This window comes from Clostridium sp. MT-14 (assembly GCF_042436595.1).
Classification (GTDB): Bacteria; Bacillota; Clostridia; order Clostridiales; family Clostridiaceae; genus Clostridium_B; species Clostridium_B aromativorans.
Genome location: NZ_JBHMIY010000015.1, coordinates 37773 through 60316, shown reverse-complemented (window position 1 = coordinate 60316; position 22544 = coordinate 37773). Strand labels below are relative to the sequence as shown.

Genomic DNA, 22544 nt, shown 5'->3' with positions numbered 1-22544 from the left:
TAACCTCCCTTTAATATAACCTCCCTTATATAAGAAAGTCAGGAGCCTTATTTAAAGGTCTCCTGCCAGCAATCTCAAAGATAATCTAAATATTTAGATTACACCACATTACAAGTTCATTTATCATAAAATATCCATCCCAGGGGGAATCATAATTATTCATGTTTCCAAAACCCACCACTCTGTTTACACCTGCTGATGTAACCATACCTGCAAATTTAAAAAGCTTGTCTTTATCATCAATAGCATAGCCTATGGTCTGTATTCTGCGGGTAATCAAATCCTTTACATCAAATATACTGTTTATCTGTTTTACAAAAATACAACTTCCCCCTACAGGTTCTTCTAATTTTATTTCATCATCAATTAAAATAGTATATTCCAATCCGTCACTGCAGCAAATGTCCTTGGTCAAATCAAGGCTGTACATTCCCCTCTTGTTTATAATCTCTGCACAGGTATTCTGATCTGGAATATTTTTATACCTTTTACCCGTTCTTTGAAAAGATCTTTCAAGCATTTCAACGATATATTTCAAAGGAATATCACTTTTTTCTACAAAAAGCACATGAGGTGAAGAACAGGCTTTCTGTCCGAACAAAACTACGTCCGTTACAAACTTGTTTATATATTCACTGCAGCTATTACTTTCAACAGCATATCTGTCAAACACGGCAAAAGAATATTTTGGCCCAAAAACTATATCCTTACAGGTAGTTTTTTTAGGAAGTGAGGCAATGTGATTTACTGCGTTTTCTCCTCCCCATATAATCCTTGAATCCGCAATACCAGACATGGATTTATTTAAAAATTCATCTTCTCTAGGAAAATATATCAGGGATATATTTTTCAATATATTTTTAGAAGAATATACCTGATCATTGTAGATTACCCGTATATTATCCAGAGGTTTTAATAATTTTAAAACTATAGGGATGTTTTTTTCAGGTAGTCTCACAAGATTTGAATTTTTAGCTATGAGTGACTGAAAAATTGAATAAATAGCAAGAGTAGGTACATTTCCTGCTATCCAGTGACAGCTGATTCCCCTCCCCTGTGCTTTTATGAATCTGCCGCTACCTATAGGAACAAATTTATTTAAATATTTTTTATCTTTCAAATTGATTTCTATCAGCCTTTCTATATTTGATTTTCTAAAATAGAAGGAAAGATACGCTGTTCCTGTGATTTTAAGAAGTTGTTTATCTCTAGACAATTTTTTACTGTATTCTTCCAATATGAGAATAACAGCCTCCACTGGTATTGAATTTAACAATTCTACATTTTCTCTTAAAGTATTACTTATTTCATCAAATTTATCAAAAATTTTTTTCTCTCTATAAAAGGATCCATCCAACAGGTAACAATCTATCATTTAATGGCCTCCTTTTCTGCAAATGTATCTCCACAGCCCCTGATTTCAGCTTTCTCCATCCTGGACTTGAATTTAAAATATTTACCCCGCCTTCCACATCTGCAATCATCAACCCCCACAAGCTCTCCAACATCTTCCGTCAAAATGCCCTGCGAAGGATAGCTGGAACCTAAAATACTCATAACTTCTATAATTCCACACTGACCGATCTCAACTTCTTTCAAAGTGTTAAAATCTCTTATTATAACATCTGCAAAATCCGGTACATGCTTATATCCACATTCACAATCCACAAATACCACTCCCAGTTGTTCCACCATACCATAAAAATCCAATATATTTTTTTCTTCAGTCCCAAAGACCTCTGCTGTCCTCCTGTTAAACTCCTTTTTTTCAACACTTTCAGAAACAAGTTTCTTCCACCCGCCGCTGTGGAGAAGTTTCATCTTAGGAAGCAACAGCCTAATATTCCTCTTTTCCAATTCTCTTACAAATCTGCTCCATATTATATAGGTAAAACCATATACCAATACTTCCCTATCTCTATTTTCATCTTCAAATTTTCTCAATCTGGACAAATTTACTTCCAAATGCCCATCCTTTTTATCCATAACATAAGTTATACTGCTGGCAAAATTACTGATTCCCCTAATAGCTGCTCCCCTCGCATTCAATACAGCATTTTTTTTGTTCACGTCTTCCGTATCCAGGATAAGAAGAGGTCTCCTATTCCCTCCAAGAAAATCCTTTAAAGTATTTATAAGACCCTGAATCTGCCTTATAGACGTAGTTTTATCCAGATATATCCTGCTGGGAATTCCAGAAGTAGTGGAACTGGAATTTAAAATTCTTATTACATCTTCACTGCTGCAGGTTAAAAGAGCAAATTTTTTGAACATGTTTACTGGGATAAATGGGACTTCTGAAAGTTTCGAAATCTTGGGAATATTTATAGAAAATTTTTTATACATACTGCTTATATTGGGGCTGACTTTATTCAATTCAAGCTGCTTCTTGATTATATCGAGCAGTATACTTTCCTTTTTCTTTTGAGATATTTTAAATTGATTACCTAATACTATGTTTTCTATTAAATGGTCTATTTCCACATATATCCACCTACCTTGTTTTACCTTACATATTCTTCAGCTTTTTAAGCAGTACTTTGCCTGATGAATTTTTGGGAAGTGACGGTAAAAACTGTACATATTTGGGTACCTTATACCTTGGAAGCCTTTCCATACAGTAATCCACTATATATTTTGAATCTATGCTGCTGTTACTATCTTTTAAAACTACAAAAGCCTTTACTGCCTCGCCTAAAATATCGTCCTCAACCCCTATAACAACACACTCCACAACCTGTTTTATACCACAGATTGTATTTTCAATCTCTCTGGGGCTTATTCTATTTCCAGCACATTTTATTATATTCTTCTCTCTGGAGACCACAAATATATATCCATCCTCATCTTTAAAGGCTAAATCACCTGTATACAAAAGACCGTTTCTAAGCACTTTTTTTGTTTCCCCTTCGTCATTAAAATATCCCTTCATCACATTTCCGCCTTTAGCAACTATTTCTCCTACTTCTCCTATTTCAGCTGGAAGACACTTTTTATTTAGAATCATTAATTCTGTACCTGGAATACCCTTTCCTATAGAACCCAATTTATTTTTGATCTGAGAAGGCGGAAGATATGACAACCTAGCTGTAGCTTCAGTCTGTCCATACATAATGTATATGTCAACTCCTTTAAGAGCCTCATATAATTCCAATATAAATACCTCTGGAAGCCTTCCTCCGGCCTGTGTTACATATCTCAATGACGGCATCTCGGCATCCCTAAAATTAGTCATTCTCAACAATATCTGGTAAGTGCTTGGAACCCCTGCAAAACCAGTACAATTATATTTCTTTATGTCCTCTATAACAGTTTGAGGAAACATAAACTTATTATTTATTACAACGCTTCCGCCACATCTAAAATGCGTATTTAAAAGGGATGTTCCATAACAATAGTAAAAAGGAAGTACAACCTCCACCCGGTCCTTTTCAGTCAAACGCAAATATTCCACAATAGAATCGGTATTATACATCAAATTGTAATGCGTGAGCATGACACCTTTCGGCTTTGAAGTAGATCCCGATGTAAACATAATAAGTGCTGTATCCCTTTCTACATCTACAGGATCATTCAGAACAAGTCCATTTTCACTTGCTCCCATGTCCTCTTCAGTATATAATATTGCTCCCTCATAAATCAATTTTTTTACCCTGGATTCATATTTTTTTTGACAAAAAATTGTTTTTATCTTTAAAATATCCACAATATACTTTACATCGTTTTCAGACATATTTGGATTAATTGGAACACAGATGCTTCCATTTTTAATTATACCAAAATAGGTTTCTATAAAAAATCTGGAATTATCTGAAATAACAAGTACACTGTCTTCCTTTGAACATTTATTTTCATTCAGTAGATTGGATACATAATTTACACCAAGATAGATCTCCTCATAGCTTATACTGCTGCCATCTATCAATGCTGTTTTTTTTAAATGTCCGGATTTTTCAAATATATAGTCTGTAAATGTCATAGTTCCACCCCGTATTTTTTTAATATCTTTTTAATGTCTCCAATCGTATACATTCTGGATATATCAACCACATCAAAATTTACTCCAAATTCATCTGCCAGTGCTGTAACCAATTCCACATGTGCCAATGAATCCCAATCCTTTATTTCATCCGGTCCCATTTCATCTTTGATATTTTCTACATCCTTTATATTTAAAGTATCACAAATTATATTTTTGAATTTATCTAAATTATTCATAATTATATTCCTCCATTCCCCATGTAATCTTTATGAAGAAGCAATTATCATACCACCAGCTAAATATTTCTATATCAAGGAATTACAGATACCCCCTATATATGCTTGTTGCATTAATAAAACAAAAGTACATATAACTTATCCTCAGTCCTAGTAACCGTAATATGCATTTTATATTGTTGCAAAAATGCATTTTGTTCCATATCTGCAACAATTTTATTCTAAAATTTAAATCATTTTTGCCAAATTTTTGACAGTAAAAATATAATTATGTCAATCAATAAAAAGTTTCTGATAACAATTGACAAAAATAACCCCAGTTTTGGACTGAGGTTAAACTAAAAACATACTTATTATTAAGTATATTTTTCAATATAAACATTTATTATTTACGGCAGGAATATGCCTTCCGGATCTATGTCGTTGTACAGCAGCTCAACCTGCTTTTTAGTAGGCGGCAATGTTTCTCCAGACACTCTGGACACATTGAGCTTGAAACCCACATGTTCAATTACATCCTGAACTGTAAAGCCAGGATGCACGGTATCCAGATACATCTCACCATTTTCATCAAAGCGAAATACTGCCATATCCGTAATTACAGCAGACACTCCTCCCTGAAAATATGAACCGTAAACTTCCTTTTTGGAAACCCATTCTCCAGAGGGCCAGTTTCTTATTCTCCAGCCCGGTGAAGTTACATAATCAACATGTTCTTTAAATCTACGTTTTTCCTGAACCATGATAAACACGGTTTTTTTTGCGAAGGAGCAGATATCCGCATTGCCCCCGCTTCCTGTAAATCTCTTTTTAGGATGATTGTAATCGCCTATTACCGTACAATTTACATTCCCATATTTGTCAATTTCAGCTCCGCCTAAAAAGCCCAAATCCACATAACCTGAATGTAACTGTCCATAAAAGGCATCAAACAATCCGGTAGCCCTGGAAGCCTGATAAACACATCGTGCATCACCTACAGAAGTGGGTATATCAAGTGGTCTTCCGTCAATACTTCCTCCTTCGTATACACATACCGCATTAGGTGCATGCTGATGCTGGGCCAAAGTTATAGCAAGCATCGGCAGACCGGTACCTGCAAATACAACGTCTCCATCGTTAACTTCCCGGGCAGCTGCAGCAGCCAGCAAATCTATAGGTTTGAACTCCCCGGGTTTACAATACTCTTCTGAATTAGCCATTTATCTCTTCCCCCTTTTAGCCCTGGTTGAATAACCCATAATGGAACTGGCTCGCAGTTCTTCCAGCTTCCTCACACCTAATTTCTCCAGATATTCCTCATGGCTGTTCACACTGAATATCCATTTTTCTGCAAACTCGTCAAAAGCCTTCTGATCACGCACATTACGGTTATAATCTTTCAAGAACTTTGCATCAGTATCATAGTAATACTGTGAACCGGTTGGATGTGCGGCCCAAGGACATTCCACCACATAATCAATCTGATAGCCGGAAGCTATATTGGCAGCAGGATCTCTTCTTAAATACTCATCAGGTACAATTTCTTCACATATCACAATTACCTTTTTGGAAGCTTTTATAACTTCCTCATCATTATATGGCTGTGCAAGTACACGCACAGTACCTTCATCTCCTACTATAGGTGCATAGACCAAAGCTACGTCAGGATTTACAGCAGGAAACAGTGCACATTTTCCCCTTCCAAAAAAGGGATCATCTGCTATTACATACTTTTTAGCGGGAATATTACGATGTTTTCCATCCCTTAAACCCGCTCTAGCAAGCTGATCATATTCAGGGTTGAAAATATCCGTACCCATGGAGAGTGCACAGGGGAAAAAGGGCAGTCCCAATGCTCCTGCCATAAGTCTTCCAGCAGTCTGACCATGACTGTAATCATCAACCAGAATTTCACCACTCATCTGCTTACGTGCCAGATTTTCTCCTATCTTGCCCAACATTTCCTGACCCATCCAGGCACCTTCCCAGATGCTCACACATCCTGCGCCTACCAATAGATCACTGTGAAATCCGCCCTGTACTTCAAATAGATGTAAATTTTTCTTGTGCTGTCTAATTAACTCATAGCAAATTGCCACAGGACGTCTCCAGATGGTAAAACCGCTAAAAGTTATCTCATCACCATCATTTATTAAAGAAGCCGCTTCCTTTAATGTAATCTTTTTAGGCTTACTCAATTTATTTCCCCCTTCTAACTTGCAATAAATTCTATTTTTAATCTATTTATCTAAATAAGTAATTACTTCAGGAATTGTAGCCATATTTTTCAATCCTGTTTCCGTCATAACAAAACTATTTTCAGTACCAATACAACCTTCAGGAAATACAAATTTAGGCTCCATGGCAAAAGTCATTCCAGGCATAATAGGAGATTTAAATCCCTTAGCAAGTACTGGCCACTCATCTAATTCCAAGCCAATACCATGACCTAAAAACTTGACCCTATCTTCTTTGTATCCCATAAAATTATCCTTATATCCCATTTCCTCTGCCATCTTGAGAGCTAAAAAATAGGGCTCCTCTGCCAGTGTACCCGGCTTAATGGATTTAGCCACTTCAGATTCAATAAGCACCGCATCATCAAATGCCTTCACCATTTTTGGAGTAAGCTGCCCCATACAAAATACTCTGGTTTGATCTCCAGCATACCCTTCAATGACACAGGTATAATCTATGTAAACAACTTCATTTTTATTTACCCTTTTCCATCCTGCTCCTTGGGAATGGGATACTGAAGGACCTGATCCTCCTACAGGTCCATCAAAAAAGCTTGGATAAAATCCGCTTTCTCCGGTACATACATTTCCATAAAAGAATTCCTGATTAAAAGCCCTAGTCCTACAGAATCCAGAATATCCACGTTTGCGCATTTCAGCTTCAAATAACGCAGCCAGTTCCATCTCCGACATACCTTCTCGAAGAAAAGAAGGCACCTGTAAAAATGACTCACCTATTATGCTTACTGCATTTTGTAAAAGTTGTATTTCATAAAGTGATTTTACAGCTCTTATACCCCTTATAAGAGGAGAAACATCATAAAATTTGGCATCTGGAAACATATTTTTATAAGTTGTATAAATATTGAACGGTAATACATCCAGCTCAAGTCCTATCTTTTTAATAGAATCATATCCAAAGTCTGATAAAACTTGAGGAATTTGTCTGGGACTTTTAATTGGTACTATATTCTTAAGAGGAGATTCATCTAAAGCTCTTCTCATACTTCTTTTTACCATAAGTATAGGTTCACCATCACAAGGCATATACAAAAATGATTTTTGGACTGTACCTGTAAAATAAAACATGTCACTGTTTAACAAAACAATTGCACCATCTATATTTTTATCCTGCAGCTCTCTTTGAAAATTTGAAATTCTAGTATATACCTCAGATTTTGGAGTACATTTCATATGTTTTTCCCCCTTATTACCTAATATAATTAATCATTTCATATATTTACGTGCTACTTTCTCAGCAGCAGTATAAGGGTCTGTGTCCCTGCTGACCAATTTATCAACCAGCTTTTCAATTTCCCCGCTGGAATTCAAATCATCCAGCACCGGCTGAAGTATTTTAGCCCACAGCGCCTCATTGAGCTCTGCTGCAGCCTTTCTTCTTATACGACTCGATAGAAGATTGCTCTCTATCAAATACTTATGATGCTCTTCTATCTTGCTGTATACCTCTTCTACATCTTGAGAAAATTTCTTGGGATCCTTAAAGCCGGTTACCTTCACAACCGGAATTTTCCAGCTGCCCTTTTTGGATGACATGGCTATCATATTTATCAGCTCCTGATAAAGTTTGCCTGCTCCATCACGATCTGCCTTGTTGATGACAAAGATATCGGCTATTTCCATGAGACCTGCCTTGATAGCCTGGACCTCATCACCCATTCCAGGTACAAGCACCACTACCACTGTATGGGCATGGTTTATTATATCCACTTCCTGCTGTCCCACTCCACAGGTCTCTACGATGACCTCCTGCTTTCCAAGGGCCTCCATAACATGGATACCCTCACCTACAGCTTTGGAAAGTCCTCCCATGTATCCTCTTGTAGCCATACTTCTGACAAACACATCCTCATCCTGTGAATGATTCATCATACGAATCCTGTCACCTAAAATTGCACCTCCTGTAAAAGGACTGGTTGGATCAACAGCCAGTACACCAATGCTTTTATTTTTCTTGCGGTATACTGTGATAAGTTCATCAATCAAAGTACTTTTACCAGCTCCAGGTGCACCGGTAAATCCCACAATGTGGGATTTACCGGAAGCCGTAAAAAGCTCTCTCATAATTTCATCAGTACCTGGAATCTGATCCTCCAGATTTCTTATAATATGTGAAGCTGCTCGTACATTTCCTTCTAAAACCTTTTTGCTCAATTCATTCATCATATTCACGCCCTCGGAGTTACATTTTTATTGATCCAGTCCACGGTTTCCTCCAATGGAGTTCCCGGTGTAAAAATAGCCTGAATTCCAGCTTTATGAAGCGCATCCATATCCTGTTCAGGTATGATGCCTCCCCCTATGACGGTAATATCATCAGCACCCTTTTCCTTTAATATTTTAGTTACTTCAGGAAACAGAGTCTTATGTGCTCCGGACAGACAGCTCAAACCAACCACATCTACATCCTCCTGAAGAGCAACAGATACAATTTGATCAGGAGTCTGATGACATCCTGTATAAATCACTTCAAAACCAGCATCACGAAAACACCTAGCCAGTACCTTAATACCACGATCGTGACCATCAAGTCCTGGTTTAGCCAACAATACACGAATTTTTCTATTTGACATCACATATTCCTCCTTGAGTTATTTGATTAATATATGCCAGGATCACGGTATTCACCGTAAACATCTCTGTAGACATTGCAGATTTCCTCAACAGTTGCATAGGCTTTAACTGCTTCTATACAATAGGGCATAACATTTTCTCCCTTTTTACATGCGCTTTCCAGATCCTTGAGACATTTGGAAACCTGACGTCCATCCCTCTGTCTCTTCACATCAGCCAGACGTTTAAGCTGTTCTTTTTCTACAGACTCATCAATTTCCACCATTGGAATATCCACTTTTTCGTTTTCCTCTACATATTTGTTGACTCCAACTACAACCTTTTTCTTTGCATCTATCTGCTGCTGGAACTTGTATGCCGCATCCGATATTTCCATCTGAGGGAATCCTTTTTCTATGGCAGCAACCATTCCACCCATTTCGTCAATTTTATTTATATAATCCCAGGCCTCTTTTTCCATCTTATTTGTAAGAGCTTCAACAAAATAAGATCCCGCCAGTGGATCCGTGGTGTTTGCTACTCCAGTCTCCTCTGCAAGAATCTGCTGGGTTCTAAGAGCAATTTGTACTGCCTGTTCAGAAGGCAGACACAACACTTCATCCAGTGAATTGGTGTGAAGGGACTGAGTTCCTCCCATAACAGCAGCCAGAGCTTCCACAGCTGTCCTTACCACATTGTTATAAGGCTGTTGTGCTGTAAGTGAGCATCCTGCAGTCTGCGTATGGAATCTCATCCACAGTGAACGAGGATTCTTTGCCTTGAAACGTTCTTTCATGATCTTTGCCCACATTCTACGGGCAGCTCTCATCTTGGCAATTTCTTCAAAGAAATCGATGTGAGAATTAAAGAAGAATGACAATCTAGGTGCAAAATCGTCTACATTCAATCCCTTACGATTTATGGCATCTTCTACATATTCCACACCATCCCTCAAAGTAAATGCCAATTCCTGAACAGCAGTGGAGCCTGCTTCTCTGATATGATATCCGCTGATGCTTATAGTATTCCATCTAGGTACATATTTAGTTCCAAATTCTACCGTATCACTGATAAGTTTTACCGATGGTTCCGGCGGACACATAAATGTCTTCTGAGCAATGAATTCTTTAAGCATATCATTTTGTATAGTACCGCTTATCTTTGTAAGAGGGACATTCTGTATCTGTGCCGATGCGCAGTACATTGCCCAAAGTACTGTAGCCGGCGGATTGATAGTCATGGAAGTACTTATTTTATCCAGGGGGATACCTTTTATAAGATCCTGAAAATCAGCAATGGTATCTATGGCAACTCCACATTTTCCAACTTCACCTCTGGCTTTAGGAGAATCACTATCATAACCCATCAGAGTTGGGAAATCGAAAGCAGTACTAAGTCCAGTCTGCCCCGTAGATAAAAGATAATGCCACCTCTCATTGGTTTCTATAGCTGTACCCATACCTGAAAACATTCTGAAAGTCCAATACTTTCCACGATATCCCGTAGGCTGGTTTCCTCTTAAAAACGGATACTGTCCGGGATAAGATATGTCATTTTCAAAATTCATATCTTTAATATCTTCCGGACCATATATCCTCTTTATCTGCTGATCTGAAACAGTCGCCCAATTTTCCTTCTGATCCGGGTGTTTAGCAATTGTCCTTTTAACTGCATCTTCCCACTTTTTGCGCAATTCACTAGATTCATCGAGAACTTGTTTATCAAACAACTTTCCTACCTCCATTCTTAGTTTAAAAAATCAATTATAAAAATTAAATTAATATTCAATTCCTGCTTGACCTTTAATTCCAGCATTATAGTGATGTTTAACTTCTGTTATATCACTTACCATATCTGCAGCTTCTTCAATTTTGTCAGAAGCATAACGACCGGTTAATAACAGGTTTACTTCAAGGGGCTTTTGTTTGATTAAATCTATTACCTCTTGTTCTGAAATTAAATTAAAATTGACAGCAACATTGATCTCATCTAGGATAACCAGGTCATATTTTTTACTTTTCACAATTTCCTGAGCCTTTTTAAAACCCTGTTTGGCAAGATCAATATCTATAGGAGCTGGATTATCCTTCATTACAAAACTGTCAAGGCCACTTTGAATAATCGTAATATCCGGAATATACTTTTCTGCTGCTATTATTTCCCCATATTTTCTACCTTTCATAAACTGGATAACACATACTTTATATCCATGCCCAATAGCACGTAAAGCTTGGCCAAATGCGGAAGTTGTCTTACCCTTGCCATTACCCGTAATTACCATCACTAAACCATGTTTAGCGATAGTTGACTGCACCGATTGTACTGTCGACATCTTATCACCTTCTTCCCAAATTCTACTGATTTAAACATAACCTTAAATCCCTTGTTTTTTATTAATCCGGCATTTAACTTATCCAAAAGCTGCCACATTGGAATCACTTGACAAATATATTATAGAATTTTCACCGCTAACAATGAAAAATCAAAGCTGGCAGAGAAAAAGCTATTCATAAAAAACAATTATGAAAATTTATATAAAAACAACACCTAAAATACAAATTTTCAGATAAAGGTATTCCTAGTTAAAATCCATTATACTTTACCTCATTCTAAAACCATAGGTATCTCACTATATTTTGTTCTTTTTTTAACAATCTAAGATATAGACATAAAAAATCAAACACTTACTCTACCTTATTATTTTATCAGAAACACTTAATTTTTTCAAGCTCCAAGGATTCATAATATTTCCTTAAGTTCTACAAATTTATCTATTTTTTTACAGTCTTCTCTGCCTTTTTTCCCTTTATTAAAAAGAATACTGTCCATTCCTATTCTCCTAGGTCCTGTATAATCATTTGTAAAGTCATCTCCTACAAATACTGCATCTGCTGGTGAAAACCCGGATTTTTTCAAAGCAGCTGTATATATTTGAGGATGAGGTTTCCTCCATCCTTCTTCTGAAGAATTTATGACAAAGCTGAAGTACTCTCTCACACCGGTGTATTTTAATAGTTCTTCTATTCCTCTTTTTACCTTGAAATTCGACACCACTCCTAAAACATATTTATTCCTTAAGCTGGATATAGTATCTTTAATTTCTTTCTCAACATAACACCTGTTTTTATAGTTCTCCCAAAAATTCGCAAGAAGATTTTCGACTAACACTCTGCCATCCTCTTGAGCAAAATGCCTCTCTTTCATAATCTGTACATATATATCTTCAAAATCGTATTCTTTGTACCTGGGAATACTAGATAAAATACTTTTTTCAGCTTTTTTATAATATGTGTAAAATTCTTGGAAGCTTTTAAAATACTCTTCACATTTTGAATTTTTAAATGCCCATAGGGCATAATCACTTTTTTCCGGAAGCTTGGTCATATCTACGATTGTCTCCATGCAATCGAACATGATACATTTAAAATCTTTCATACCTTATAACCCCTTTTATATCTACAGGACCTACAATGATTTCTCCACTTTCTGACTAGAAACAGCATCTATTCACATTCAACTATTTTCTTCCCGACAAATTTAATTGCACTTTGTGCCAATATCTTAGTGGGATCAACATAATTGCCCTTTATATTCAACATTTTAAAAGCCACTGGCAATTCAGTACAACCCAAAATTACAGTATCAACATCTTTTGATTTAAAATATGAAAGAACAGATTGTACACTATTTAAGTCGTACTTTTTAACTCCTTTTTTGACACTATATATTAAGTCGCTGACAATATTTTCATTGGTGTCATCCGGTTTAATCACCTCAATATTATATTTATTAAATATTTTCTCATATATTTCTGCAAAATATGTACCTTTTGTAGCTAATAAGCCCACTTTTTTTATTTCAGTATTTGTCCTTCTTATCTCCTTTACAGTCTCCGATATCATATTTAAAAAAGGTATATGAATATATTTTACTATTTCATCATAAAAATAATGGGCAGTATTACAGGGCATGATTATAACATCCGCACCCATCAACTCAAGTTTCAATGCAGATTCAATCAAATATTTTTTGGGATCCTCTCCAGTTCCTAAAATATAATTTGTCCTATCAGGTATTTCAGTGTTATTATCTATGATTACATGAATATGTTCATTATCACTTTTAGCATCTGTCAATGTAATTATTTTATAGAACAAATCAGCAGTAGCAAGTGGGCCCATTCCCCCTAATATTCCAATGATTTTTTTGCTGGTATTTTTTACATTTTCAGCTTCTGAATCAATCATTTTTATCCACCCCTTCAATATTATATAAAAATTACGAAAATTTATTTTATAAATCAGCCGCTAATTATTTTTATATATACTTTTCTATTTCGCGGCCCATCAAATTCACATAGATAAATTCCCTGCCAAGTTCCAAGTTTTAATCTTCCATTTTCAATAATGATATTGCAGGAGGAACCTGTCAGTGAAGCCTTTATATGAGCATGGGAATTACCTTCCACATGAAGGTATCCATTTCTTTCAGGAAATGCTTTGTTTAATCCTGATAAAATATCTTTCACAACATCGGGATCAGCATTTTCATTTATCGTTATTCCAGCAGTAGTATGGGGAACAAAAATCACTGCTATTCCATTTTTGACTTCACTTTTAGCTACAGCCTCATTGACAAAACCTGTTATATCCACAAACTCCTGAGCTCTTTTTGTTTTTACCGTATATTCCATAATTTCGCCTCAAATCAAATACATATAAAATAATCATTATATTTTCTTTATATTATCATTATAACAATTCATAAATATAAAAAATCACTATTAAATTACTATCATTCCAGTAATTTAATAGTATTAGATCAGATCATCGTATCAAGATTCCTGAACCTATAGGGACAGTATCGTAAATATATTTTGCATTTTCAAGAGCTAGTCTTATACAACCATGGGAAGCAGATTTCCCAAGAGTACCATCTACCAGATTTCCGTTCTTATCAAATAAAACGCTGTGAAATAAATAATTCCCCTGAAATTGTGTAAAATATTTAAGTATGGCTCCATTTTCTGATTCAAATTGCGGACCCTTTATCCCTACAAAGAATTGACCCTTAACTGTTGGTGTACCGCCTGTTCCTGATGCACACTGAAATGAATTTATCAGTCTCCATTTATGGATGCTCCCATTAAAAATGTATACCATCTGTTCTGATGTACTGACCATAACATAATAATCAGTATAGCTCTGAGTATCCAACTTATTTACTATGCCTTCCGAATAAGCTGAATTAAAATTAGACACTACTTCTGCCGTAGGCTTGTACATTATATCTGCAGTAGGCTTCTTTTTCAAATCCTTCAACGTGGCTCCACTTACTATTCCATCTGTAGTAAGACCATGTTTGTGCTGAAAGTCCATCACAGCATATACTGTCTGTTCCCCAAAATCTCCATCTTCATTTACAGTGTAACCAAATTTTTTAAGTTTCTTTTGAATATCTTTTACATCATTCCCCTTATCCCCTGCCTTAAGAATGCTTCTAGGTGGTGATACCGGTTTTTTTTCTTTTGGATGCGGAGTTATGTTACTACCAACATTTACTTTTTGAGCATCTTCTCTATTATATATACTAGATAAATTGCTGCATGCAGAAAAACTAAAAATTATTACACCTACAATTCCTATTAATAAAATTCGCTTCATATGGCTCTCCCATTCCTCTTATTGCGGTTTAATTTAAAAAATAAAATTCCTCCTTTAATAATAATGACGATAAGATATTACACTATGTTACATAAATACAACCTATATTCATCATATTATTATATCACTCAAATGGTACCAAAAAACCTATAAAATAGTGAGGTTTAAAATTTAACACTCTATAAACATATTATAACACGGAATAATATTATTTATATACTCAAATATGTTATTTTCTGCCTAAAAATATTTTACTTACTCTTATAAAATAGGTTATAATAAAAACAAATAATATCACGAACTTCATTTAGTCAGGAGGAATAACTTTGAAAGGGAAATGTTATTATTGCAATAATGAATTCAGCAAATCGGGAATTTTACGGCATCTGAAAAGCTGCAGAGAAAGGAAAAAATATTTAACTACTATCGCAGTTAATTCTAAATCAGACATAGACAAATACATACTTGTAGCAGAAACTCCCCACTCTTCTACATACTGGATGTATATATCCATAAACAGCAATGCTCAATTAAGAGATCTGGATCAATTTATAAGGGATGTTTGGGTGGAATGCTGCGGTCATTTGAGCAGTTTCAAGATAAATGGAGAATATTATGAATCCACAACAGATTTCGAAGATAACTGGATGAACTCTAAAGATATGAACATAAAACTTAAAAATGTAATAGATGTTGGAGATAAAATGGACTATGAATATGATTTTGGATCCACTACATATTTGAGAATAAGAGTTGTGGATAAAGAGCTATCTCCGAATACAGGAAAACAAATAGAATTGATGGCAAGAAATAACGAGCCACCGATAAAATGTTCCGAATGCGGGAGAAAAGCCTTCTATTATGACTGTGAAAATGAAGAATATCTCTGTGAAAATTGTGCAGAAAATTTTTCAGGTGATGAAGAAATGCTGGAAAAACTAGATTATGAAAATTCACCCCGAGATCATGTTTGTGGATATTATGGGGATAAAGACAATGAAAAACCCTATCTTCCCAAACTGCCAGATGATAAAAAGAAGGCAACTTCATAAATTAATAAAATGATTTTGATTGCCTTTATATGCAATATATCTCTGATTAAAAAGCCCTACACCCTCCCAACTATGGAGGATGTGGGTTTTTACCTTATTACTATGTTTATATTAAACTCCTCTGGAGTTTAATACGGCAAAATCAAAATATCACATTTTACTGCCATAATACGGGGGCGATAATGGCTTTTTCAAAGCTGCTGCTTCTGCCCCGATGAGATCCACCTCTTTTTGTAAATGTCCCTTCCCCTCAAAATAAAGGCCAATGGGACATCCCCTGTATTTTTCAATATCCTTCACCATCATTCCCTCCTTGACAGAATAAAAGATCTATTCTACATCTAGTTCATCAATATCAATCTTACTCAACAAGTCCTTTAACTTTGATATCTCCTCTTTATTTAAAGTTATCCCTTTCCCCATTTTCTCATGTGTTTCGTCCCAATCCCTAATGTCTATTTTCGCCTTTCTGTCGTTCCAGCTGATGATGTTGACTTCTTTCTTCCATCCTCTCGAACCTTCAGACAGTGTTCCTATATTTTCAACAATATCAAATTTAATATTCGGCATTTGAATCTCTCCTCCTTCAATACACAATTGTAAGAAACTAACATACAGAATGTGATCTAAATAATAAATTTCTGATGTATATTATATCATATATTCACCTTGAACAATGAATTCTAATTTAACTATGATTATTTTTTGACTTTTCAATTAAAACGATCTATACTTATATTGTTTCCATGGAAAAAATAAGGGGCGATATTATGTCGGATATTGAACAATTATTATTTATCTTTCATGAACTAATAGAAAACATCCAGAGAATGAATCAAAGTGAGTACGATACTTGGGAAACAGACCTTAAGCCTGCTGAAATCCATTTAGTAGACTGCATATACAAAAACGCGGGAAGCAATCTTTCGGCAATTTCAGATGTTTTCGGCATAACTAAAGGTGGAGTTAGTAAAATGCTCAAACGATTGCAGGTTAAAAATACTATCGTATCGTTTAAAAAACCAGGCAATAATAAGGAACTCTATTTTGAACTAACTGAGAAGGGTAAAGAGATATATAAAAAGCATCAGGAAATTCATGAAAAATGGAAAAATCGAGACTCTAAAATACTTGCAAAGTTAAATTATAAAGAAATTCATCAACTATTATGTTCTATACAAAAACTTAATCAATACGTTAGAGACGAAATTGAAGAAATGAGGATTGAGTAAAATGCCATCAAGAAAAAAATTTTATGAAATGTTGTATAACACTAGTGATGAGAGCAAACTTTCCTGGTATCGAGAGGATGCACCCGAGTTTTTAAAAAAGTTGGCCAAGAGTTTCAAAGGAACCGAAAGCGTACTCGATATAGGATGCGGTACAGGGACAAATGCTGTTTACCTAGCAAAACTTGGCTTTAAAGTAACCGCATTGGACTTTGTAGAAAAGGCTTTAAAATTTGCAGAAAAAAACTCTAAAAAAGCAAATGTCAATATTGATTTCGTTCATGCGGATATCTTTAATTGGAAAGTATCTCAGACCTTTGACATAGTACTTGATTCAGGATGTTTGCATAATTTTAGAGGATTACAACGAAAAGAATACAAAAATATTGTTCTTAAGTTAATGAATAGTAAATCATACTTTATCCTCGTCCATTTCGGAAGAAAATTGCCATTTTCTTTTCCAATTGGGCCGGCAAAACGTTCAAAAAACGAAATTATTTCTTTATTTGCACCAGAACTCCATTTATTAGATTTTAGCTTGGATAAAAATGGAGAGTTGTACTATTACTGTTTTTCTAAATAATTATTAAACCGTACCTGGATTTGTTTAAATCAAAGCTAGGTACGGTCTCTATATTTAACTTACTTTACACACTGCAATTGAATTTTATTTCAAGCCAGTAAAAGCAACTATCCACCATTATAGTCTACTCTACTGTAACGGACTTGGCCAAATTCCTAGGCTTATCCACATCGCAGCCTTTCTTTATGGAAATATAATAGGCCAGAAGCTGAAGTGGAATTACCGCAAGTACCGGAGCAAATATATCCAGTGTCTTGGGAAGGAATATGACAGAGTCAGCTGCCTTCTCAACATTCTTGTTTCCCTCAAAAGCAAAAGCCAGAACCTTAGCTCCCCTGGTAGTCACTTCTTTGATATTGCTTACCATCTTTTCAACCAGTTTCTCCTGTGTAGCCCCTGCAATCACCACAGTTCCATCTTCAATCAACGCTATAGGACCGTGCTTCAGTTCGCCGCCGGCGTAAGCTTCCGAATGGATATAAGATATCTCCTTCAGTTTCAGGGATCCTTCCAATGCAACAGCGTAGTCAAGGCCTCTTCCCAAAAAAAATACATCTTCCTTTTTGTAGGTTTTTTCTGCAAACTCCTGGATGATCTCTTTATTTGCAAGCACTTTTTCCGCCTTCACAGGCAGGGAAAGCATTTCCTCTTTTATCTTTTCTATTTTTTCTGTGCTAATGGTCCCCTTATGCTGCGCGAAAAAGAGAGCTACTATATAAATTGCAATCAGCTGGGTTACATATGCCTTCGTAGAAGCAACTGCTATTTCAGGACCCGCCCAGGTATAGAGCACATCATCCGCTTCCCTGGATACAGAACTTCCCACCACATTTGTTATGGCTATTACCCTGGCACCCTGCTTCTTTGCTTCTCTCAAGGCTGCAAGGGTATCAGCAGTTTCTCCAGACTGGCTTATTATTATCATCAAAGTTCTTTCATTTACTATAGGATTCCTGTACCTGAATTCTGAAGCAATATCCACTTCTACAGGCATTCTCACCAGTTTTTCTATCACATACTTTCCAACCATTCCCGCATGGTATGCAGTTCCGCAGGCCACTATATATATTTTATCTATATTTTTAATTTGTTCTTTTGTTATTTTTATATCATCTAAAGTTACAGGCTTTCCCAGCATGATTCTGGATGTCATAGTATCTTTTATAGCCTTTGGCTGTTCATGTATCTCTTTCATCATGAAATGCTCAAATCCACCTTTCTCGGCAGCATTTGCACTCCAGGTAACATGATAAACATCCCTCTTTATTTCTTTCTTATCTTCAGATAAAAGTTTCACACCATCTTCTGTTATAACCACAAATTCATTTTCATTCAAAAGATATATATCCCGCGTATGGTTTAACACAGCCGGAATATCCGATGCTATATAGTATTCATTTTTACCAAGACCCACTATAAGGGGGCTGTCTTTTCTCACTGCAACCAGTTTTCCAGGCTCTTTCGAGCAAATAACCCCGATGGCATAACTTCCTCTTATCCTTGATATTGCTTTCATGACCGCCTCTACTATATCTCCATTGTAGAAATATTCTATAAGTTGTGGAATAACTTCTGTATCAGTTTCAGATATAAATTTATATCCCTTGGATGTGAGCCACTCTTTAAGTTGTACATAATTTTCTATTATACCATTATGAACTACACTTATTGTTCCGTCCTGACTGTTATGTGGATGTGCATTTAAATCAGAGGGTTTACCATGGGTCGCCCACCTTGTATGACCGATTCCAACTATACCCTTTAATGGATGTTTTGACAATTTATCTTCCAAATTTTTAAGTCTTCCCTTACACTTCACCACATTGATGTGATCTTTATCTATTATAGCAACTCCTGCTGAATCATATCCTCTGTATTCAAGTTTGCTAAGACCTTCAATTAAAATGGGTGATGCCTGTTTTTTTCCAACAAATCCAACTATTCCGCACATATTAATCTTCCTTTCAATATTTAATATATTAAATACAGCACAATTCTCCACTAATAACACGGTAGTTTCTTTCAATATGAAATCAAAAAGTCATAATCAAATAAAACCCGAATTATTATTGATTTTTCAGGAAATCGTACTTTTGGAATCGCATATTCGACTCCTATTAAAGGTTTTTACACCAAACTGATGTTGTATCAGAAATTGCTTCCTGGTTTTATCAGTTGTTAACGGTAGTGCGATACCGTGGGGCACCCGCCGAAGATTCGATACTCCCCATCCTCGTCAACTCAAGTGAGACTCCAAATCTTCGATTTGGTCAGTCGAACTTAAGTTCTGGCGCTTTTGTTACATTACTACTAACTAATAACCACCTGCCTTTAATATAATTGACAACCTCAAATCTGTCATCAATACATTATATTATTTAATTTAATTTTTTGTCAACTATCGCAATTGTGAAATATATGCATCCTCAATATGGAATTTATTCTAAATCATCTTGAAATATGGTCGTTTCCTAAGATCATACTATGTAAATACATATTAAATTCAATTATTAATTTTGTATTAACATAGTTTATAATAGTGTTTAAATTTTTGACCAAATGATTTTTGCCCTAATCTAATTCTTTGTAATTTAATTTTCTATACGCCTTTTAAATATTATACAGTCGCCGTCCACTTTGGAATCTTTACCCAGTGTGGTATATGGTTTTTGTATAATTCCTGAAAATTCCCAATTATCTTTACCAAATTTATTCAATTTTTCTTCTAAAGTCAAATCATCATCTGAACCCAGAAAATTCTCTGCTGTAAATACTTTATATTCCCATACCATTTCTCTATAACTCCTCCAAATATCATATATTAGCATTAAAATAGGCAAAAATCATTTAGGTCTCTAATTAATATACTTCCCAATTTTACATTATAATAGAGCTAAAAATATTTAATTAAAAAATAAAAATACACTGCTTAGTATTTTACAGCAGTGTATTAAAATTTATATATTTTTTAATGTTTCACAAACTGGCCTTCTGCTGAATCATTTCAGCTAAATTACGAGCAATTTTATCTATTTCATTTTGATTTTCTCCCTCCAGCATGACCCTGACAAGTGGTTCTGTTCCTGAAGGTCTTATCAGTACTCTCCCACAGCCATCTAACTTTTTCTTTACTTCTTCTATTTTTTTTATTATCTCTGCATCTTCTTCATATATGTTTTTTTTGTCATTAGACACTTTTGCATTTGCCAGTACCTGGGGCAAATTCTTCATCATGGAAGCAAGCTGGGATAATTTTTTGCCGCTTTTTTTAACTATGGAGGATATCTGCAGTGCAGTGACAAGTCCATCTCCTGTGGTATTATAATCCAGCATGATTATATGTCCCGATTGCTCTCCGCCTAATTTATATCCTTCCTTCACCATCTTCTCAAGCACATATCTGTCTCCCACCTTGGTTTTTACTGTATTCATTTTTTCTCTTTCAAGTGCTATATCAAGTCCCATATTACTCATAACAGTAACCACCACAGTGTTTTTATACAACTTGCCCTGTTCCTTTAAGTTTTTCCCTATTATAGCCATAATAAAATCTCCATTTACGAGATTTCCTCTTTCGTCCACAGCAATACATCTGTCCGCATCTCCGTCAAAGGCAAGCCCTAAATCAAATCCTGATTCCACTACAGTTCTCATAAGTTGCTCAGGATGGGTAGAACCGCAGTTGTCATTTATGTTTATTCCATCCGGATTATTATTTATAACTTTTAATTCAGCTCCCAATTCTTCAAAAGCCCTTACAGAAGTCTTATAAGAGGCACCGTTGGCACAGTCTAGCACAACCTTCAATCCCCTTAGATCTCCATCAATAGTTGATTTTGCAAAATCCACATAGCTTTTCAATGCATCTTCCTTTTCAACTATCTTTCTTCCTATTTGCGCACCAAAAGGCACAGATATTCCCTTAAAATCACTTTCAATTATGTACTGTATTTTATCTTCTAGTTCATCAGATAATTTATATCCTGAACCATTAAAAAATTTTATGCCATTGTATTCCACAGGATTATGAGAGGCTGAAATCACTACTCCCGCATCTGCTTTATATTTTCTTGTCAAATAAGCTACTGCTGGTGTTGGTATTACTCCAATGCAAATGGCCTCCGCTCCTATGGAAAGTATACCTGAAACCAATGCACTTTCCAGCATATCTCCAGATATTCTGGTGTCCATTCCAACGAGTATCTTAGGCTTATGTACTGCTTCCGTCAATACATAGGCTCCTGCTTTTCCCAATTTATAAGCCAATTCTGAAGTCAATTCCCCATTTGCAATTCCCCTTACACCGTCAGTGCCAAACATTCTCTGCATACTAATACCTCACTTATTAAAAGTTAATTTGTCTTTTTATATTATATTACATTAAAAATATTTCCACAACGTACTTTTCCATAACTTAAAAAAGCACCTTATTAAATAACCAAAATGGCATTCAATAAAGTGCTTTAACAAAAGCCTACTTCACAAATTCAATACCTTTTTCCACAGCTGCCTTATTGGATTCAAAGAATTTCTCTTTTCCATGATCTTTTAAAGAACTGAGCAATTGATCCATAGAAACTATTCCAGTTTCTTTTACTAAGGCTCCCAACAAAATCATATTAGCTATTTTTTTGCTCCCTATTTTTTCTGCTAGACTTTGAGCCGGGATCGCTATGATCTTTACATCTTTCCTCTTTGGCATAATATCTATTAAATCCGAATCCATTACTATTATACCATTAGGTTCTACAGAGTTTTCAAATTTTTCTAGAGAAGGTCTGTTCATTACAACTATACTATCCGCCCTCAAAACTATGGGAGAGCCTATATCCTCATTGGTCAATATTACAGAACAGTTAGCTGTCCCGCCCCTCATCTCAGGTCCATAAGAAGGAAGCCAGGAAACATTTAAGTTGGCATCCATACCTGCATAAGCCAAGAATTTACCCATAGACAAAATACCCTGTCCACCAAATCCTGCAAAAATAATCTGTTGTGATGCCACC

Annotated in this window: 24 protein-coding genes; 3 read left to right on the top strand and 21 right to left on the bottom strand. The window is 35.5% G+C overall.

Annotation, left to right across the window (positions count from 1 at the left end):
- Positions 1-85: 85 nt before the first annotated feature.
- The 15 genes from ACFHWD_RS11790 to ACFHWD_RS11720 form a co-directional block, all read right to left on the bottom strand.
- Complete coding sequence (locus ACFHWD_RS11790; protein ID WP_378062021.1) at positions 86-1375, bottom strand: acyl-CoA reductase; 1290 nt, start codon at positions 1373-1375, stop codon at positions 86-88.
- Positions 1372-2484, bottom strand: coding sequence for an acyl-protein synthetase (locus tag ACFHWD_RS11785; RefSeq protein ID WP_378062019.1), 1113 nt, complete (start codon positions 2482-2484; stop codon positions 1372-1374). The genes ACFHWD_RS11790 and ACFHWD_RS11785 overlap by 4 nt, the downstream gene beginning before the upstream one ends.
- Positions 2485-2509: 25 nt before the next feature.
- The gene (locus tag ACFHWD_RS11780) at positions 2510-3979 is read right to left on the bottom strand and encodes an AMP-binding protein (protein WP_378062017.1); all 1470 of its coding nucleotides are present in this window, start codon (positions 3977-3979) and stop codon (positions 2510-2512) included.
- Entirely contained in the window at positions 3976-4218 is a 243-nt protein-coding gene (locus tag ACFHWD_RS11775) for an acyl carrier protein (RefSeq protein WP_378062015.1), read from the bottom strand. The genes ACFHWD_RS11780 and ACFHWD_RS11775 overlap by 4 nt, the downstream gene beginning before the upstream one ends.
- A gap of 389 nt (positions 4219-4607) precedes the next feature.
- Entirely contained in the window at positions 4608-5420 is an 813-nt protein-coding gene (locus tag ACFHWD_RS11770) for a CoA-transferase subunit beta (RefSeq protein ID WP_378062013.1), read from the bottom strand.
- Entirely contained in the window at positions 5421-6398 is a 978-nt protein-coding gene (locus ACFHWD_RS11765) for a CoA transferase subunit A (protein ID WP_106007780.1), read from the bottom strand.
- 42 nt (positions 6399-6440) lie between these two features.
- Entirely contained in the window at positions 6441-7631 is a 1191-nt protein-coding gene (locus ACFHWD_RS11760) for a M24 family metallopeptidase (RefSeq protein WP_378062010.1), read from the bottom strand.
- A 33-nt stretch (positions 7632-7664) separates the two neighbouring features.
- Positions 7665-8624: a methylmalonyl Co-A mutase-associated GTPase MeaB gene (gene meaB, locus ACFHWD_RS11755; RefSeq protein ID WP_378062008.1), complete on the bottom strand. Its 960-nt coding sequence runs from the start codon at positions 8622-8624 to the stop codon at positions 7665-7667.
- 2 nt (positions 8625-8626) lie between these two features.
- Positions 8627-9031, bottom strand: coding sequence for a cobalamin B12-binding domain-containing protein (locus tag ACFHWD_RS11750; RefSeq protein ID WP_378062006.1), 405 nt, complete (start codon positions 9029-9031; stop codon positions 8627-8629).
- A gap of 26 nt (positions 9032-9057) precedes the next feature.
- Complete coding sequence (locus ACFHWD_RS11745; RefSeq protein WP_378062004.1) at positions 9058-10755, bottom strand: methylmalonyl-CoA mutase family protein; 1698 nt, start codon at positions 10753-10755, stop codon at positions 9058-9060.
- 33 nt (positions 10756-10788) lie between these two features.
- On the bottom strand, positions 10789-11343 hold the full coding sequence (gene cobO / locus ACFHWD_RS11740; RefSeq protein WP_378062002.1) for a cob(I)yrinic acid a,c-diamide adenosyltransferase: 555 nt from the start codon (positions 11341-11343) through the stop codon (positions 10789-10791).
- A gap of 407 nt (positions 11344-11750) precedes the next feature.
- Positions 11751-12446, bottom strand: a complete 696-nt coding sequence (locus ACFHWD_RS11735) for an HAD family hydrolase (RefSeq protein ID WP_378062000.1) — start codon at positions 12444-12446, stop codon at positions 11751-11753.
- Between the two features lie 68 nt (positions 12447-12514).
- Entirely contained in the window at positions 12515-13258 is a 744-nt protein-coding gene (locus tag ACFHWD_RS11730) for an aspartate/glutamate racemase family protein (protein ID WP_378061998.1), read from the bottom strand.
- A gap of 53 nt (positions 13259-13311) precedes the next feature.
- Entirely contained in the window at positions 13312-13704 is a 393-nt protein-coding gene (locus tag ACFHWD_RS11725) for a secondary thiamine-phosphate synthase enzyme YjbQ (RefSeq protein WP_378061996.1), read from the bottom strand.
- Between the two features lie 133 nt (positions 13705-13837).
- Positions 13838-14674, bottom strand: a complete 837-nt coding sequence (locus ACFHWD_RS11720; protein WP_378061994.1) for a peptidoglycan-binding protein — start codon at positions 14672-14674, stop codon at positions 13838-13840.
- A 326-nt stretch (positions 14675-15000) separates the two neighbouring features.
- Between ACFHWD_RS11720 and ACFHWD_RS11715 the strand changes: the two genes are divergently transcribed.
- Positions 15001-15726 (top strand): plasmid pRiA4b ORF-3 family protein, encoded by a 726-nt coding sequence (locus ACFHWD_RS11715; RefSeq protein ID WP_150355368.1) that lies wholly within the window; start codon positions 15001-15003, stop codon positions 15724-15726.
- A 150-nt stretch (positions 15727-15876) separates the two neighbouring features.
- Here ACFHWD_RS11715 and ACFHWD_RS11710 read toward each other — a convergent pair whose 3' ends face one another.
- Both ACFHWD_RS11710 and ACFHWD_RS11705 read right to left on the bottom strand, forming a co-directional pair.
- The gene (locus ACFHWD_RS11710) at positions 15877-16029 is read right to left on the bottom strand and encodes a hypothetical protein (RefSeq protein ID WP_190972137.1); all 153 of its coding nucleotides are present in this window, start codon (positions 16027-16029) and stop codon (positions 15877-15879) included.
- A 27-nt stretch (positions 16030-16056) separates the two neighbouring features.
- Positions 16057-16296: a YdbC family protein gene (locus tag ACFHWD_RS11705; protein ID WP_150355369.1), complete on the bottom strand. Its 240-nt coding sequence runs from the start codon at positions 16294-16296 to the stop codon at positions 16057-16059.
- 200 nt (positions 16297-16496) lie between these two features.
- Between ACFHWD_RS11705 and ACFHWD_RS11700 the strand changes: the two genes are divergently transcribed.
- Both ACFHWD_RS11700 and ACFHWD_RS11695 read left to right on the top strand, forming a co-directional pair.
- Positions 16497-16958 carry a MarR family winged helix-turn-helix transcriptional regulator gene (locus ACFHWD_RS11700; protein WP_190972138.1) on the top strand — a complete coding sequence of 154 codons (462 nt, stop codon included), beginning with the start codon at positions 16497-16499 and terminating at the stop codon, positions 16956-16958.
- A gap of 1 nt (position 16959) precedes the next feature.
- Positions 16960-17538 (top strand): class I SAM-dependent methyltransferase, encoded by a 579-nt coding sequence (locus tag ACFHWD_RS11695; protein WP_150355371.1) that lies wholly within the window; start codon positions 16960-16962, stop codon positions 17536-17538.
- A gap of 124 nt (positions 17539-17662) precedes the next feature.
- Here the strand turns inward: ACFHWD_RS11695 and glmS are convergent, their stop codons facing one another.
- From glmS to ACFHWD_RS11675, 4 genes are all read right to left on the bottom strand, one after another.
- Positions 17663-19489: a glutamine--fructose-6-phosphate transaminase (isomerizing) gene (gene glmS, locus ACFHWD_RS11690; RefSeq protein ID WP_150355372.1), complete on the bottom strand. Its 1827-nt coding sequence runs from the start codon at positions 19487-19489 to the stop codon at positions 17663-17665.
- 640 nt (positions 19490-20129) lie between these two features.
- On the bottom strand, positions 20130-20330 hold the full coding sequence (locus tag ACFHWD_RS11685) for a DUF4177 domain-containing protein (RefSeq protein WP_150355373.1): 201 nt from the start codon (positions 20328-20330) through the stop codon (positions 20130-20132).
- 184 nt (positions 20331-20514) lie between these two features.
- On the bottom strand, positions 20515-21867 hold the full coding sequence (gene glmM / locus ACFHWD_RS11680; RefSeq protein ID WP_150355374.1) for a phosphoglucosamine mutase: 1353 nt from the start codon (positions 21865-21867) through the stop codon (positions 20515-20517).
- A 145-nt stretch (positions 21868-22012) separates the two neighbouring features.
- Positions 22013-22543, bottom strand: a complete 531-nt coding sequence (locus tag ACFHWD_RS11675) for a 2-oxoacid:acceptor oxidoreductase family protein (protein WP_150355375.1) — start codon at positions 22541-22543, stop codon at positions 22013-22015.
- Position 22544: the final 1 nt, after the last annotated feature.

Bases quoted from the DNA above. Each gene is read 5' to 3' on its own strand.
- ACFHWD_RS11760 (WP_378062010.1), bottom strand. From the start codon at position 7,631: ATGAAATGTACTCCAAAATCTGAGGTATATACTAGAATTTCAAATTTT.
- ACFHWD_RS11790 (WP_378062021.1), bottom strand. From the start codon at position 1,375: ATGATAGATTGTTACCTGTTGGATGGATCCTTTTATAGAGAGAAAAAA.
- ACFHWD_RS11745 (WP_378062004.1), bottom strand. From the start codon at position 10,755: ATGGAGGTAGGAAAGTTGTTTGATAAACAAGTTCTCGATGAATCTAGT.
- meaB (WP_378062008.1), bottom strand. From the start codon at position 8,624: ATGATGAATGAATTGAGCAAAAAGGTTTTAGAAGGAAATGTACGAGCA.
- ACFHWD_RS11750 (WP_378062006.1), bottom strand. From the start codon at position 9,031: ATGTCAAATAGAAAAATTCGTGTATTGTTGGCTAAACCAGGACTTGAT.
- ACFHWD_RS11735 (WP_378062000.1), bottom strand. From the start codon at position 12,446: ATGAAAGATTTTAAATGTATCATGTTCGATTGCATGGAGACAATCGTA.
- ACFHWD_RS11695 (WP_150355371.1), top strand. From the start codon at position 16,960: ATGCCATCAAGAAAAAAATTTTATGAAATGTTGTATAACACTAGTGAT.
- ACFHWD_RS11780 (WP_378062017.1), bottom strand. From the start codon at position 3,979: ATGACATTTACAGACTATATATTTGAAAAATCCGGACATTTAAAAAAA.
- ACFHWD_RS11730 (WP_378061998.1), bottom strand. From the start codon at position 13,258: ATGATTGATTCAGAAGCTGAAAATGTAAAAAATACCAGCAAAAAAATC.
- glmS (WP_150355372.1), bottom strand. From the start codon at position 19,489: ATGTGCGGAATAGTTGGATTTGTTGGAAAAAAACAGGCATCACCCATT.
- ACFHWD_RS11770 (WP_378062013.1), bottom strand. From the start codon at position 5,420: ATGGCTAATTCAGAAGAGTATTGTAAACCCGGGGAGTTCAAACCTATA.
- ACFHWD_RS11685 (WP_150355373.1), bottom strand. From the start codon at position 20,330: ATGGTATGGGAATATAAAGTATTTACAGCAGAGAATTTTCTGGGTTCA.
- ACFHWD_RS11725 (WP_378061996.1), bottom strand. From the start codon at position 13,704: ATGGAATATACGGTAAAAACAAAAAGAGCTCAGGAGTTTGTGGATATA.
- ACFHWD_RS11700 (WP_190972138.1), top strand. From the start codon at position 16,497: ATGTCGGATATTGAACAATTATTATTTATCTTTCATGAACTAATAGAA.
- ACFHWD_RS11720 (WP_378061994.1), bottom strand. From the start codon at position 14,674: ATGAAGCGAATTTTATTAATAGGAATTGTAGGTGTAATAATTTTTAGT.
- cobO (WP_378062002.1), bottom strand. From the start codon at position 11,343: ATGTCGACAGTACAATCGGTGCAGTCAACTATCGCTAAACATGGTTTA.
- ACFHWD_RS11705 (WP_150355369.1), bottom strand. From the start codon at position 16,296: ATGCCGAATATTAAATTTGATATTGTTGAAAATATAGGAACACTGTCT.
- ACFHWD_RS11775 (WP_378062015.1), bottom strand. From the start codon at position 4,218: ATGAATAATTTAGATAAATTCAAAAATATAATTTGTGATACTTTAAAT.
- glmM (WP_150355374.1), bottom strand. From the start codon at position 21,867: ATGCAGAGAATGTTTGGCACTGACGGTGTAAGGGGAATTGCAAATGGG.
- ACFHWD_RS11710 (WP_190972137.1), bottom strand. From the start codon at position 16,029: ATGGTGAAGGATATTGAAAAATACAGGGGATGTCCCATTGGCCTTTAT.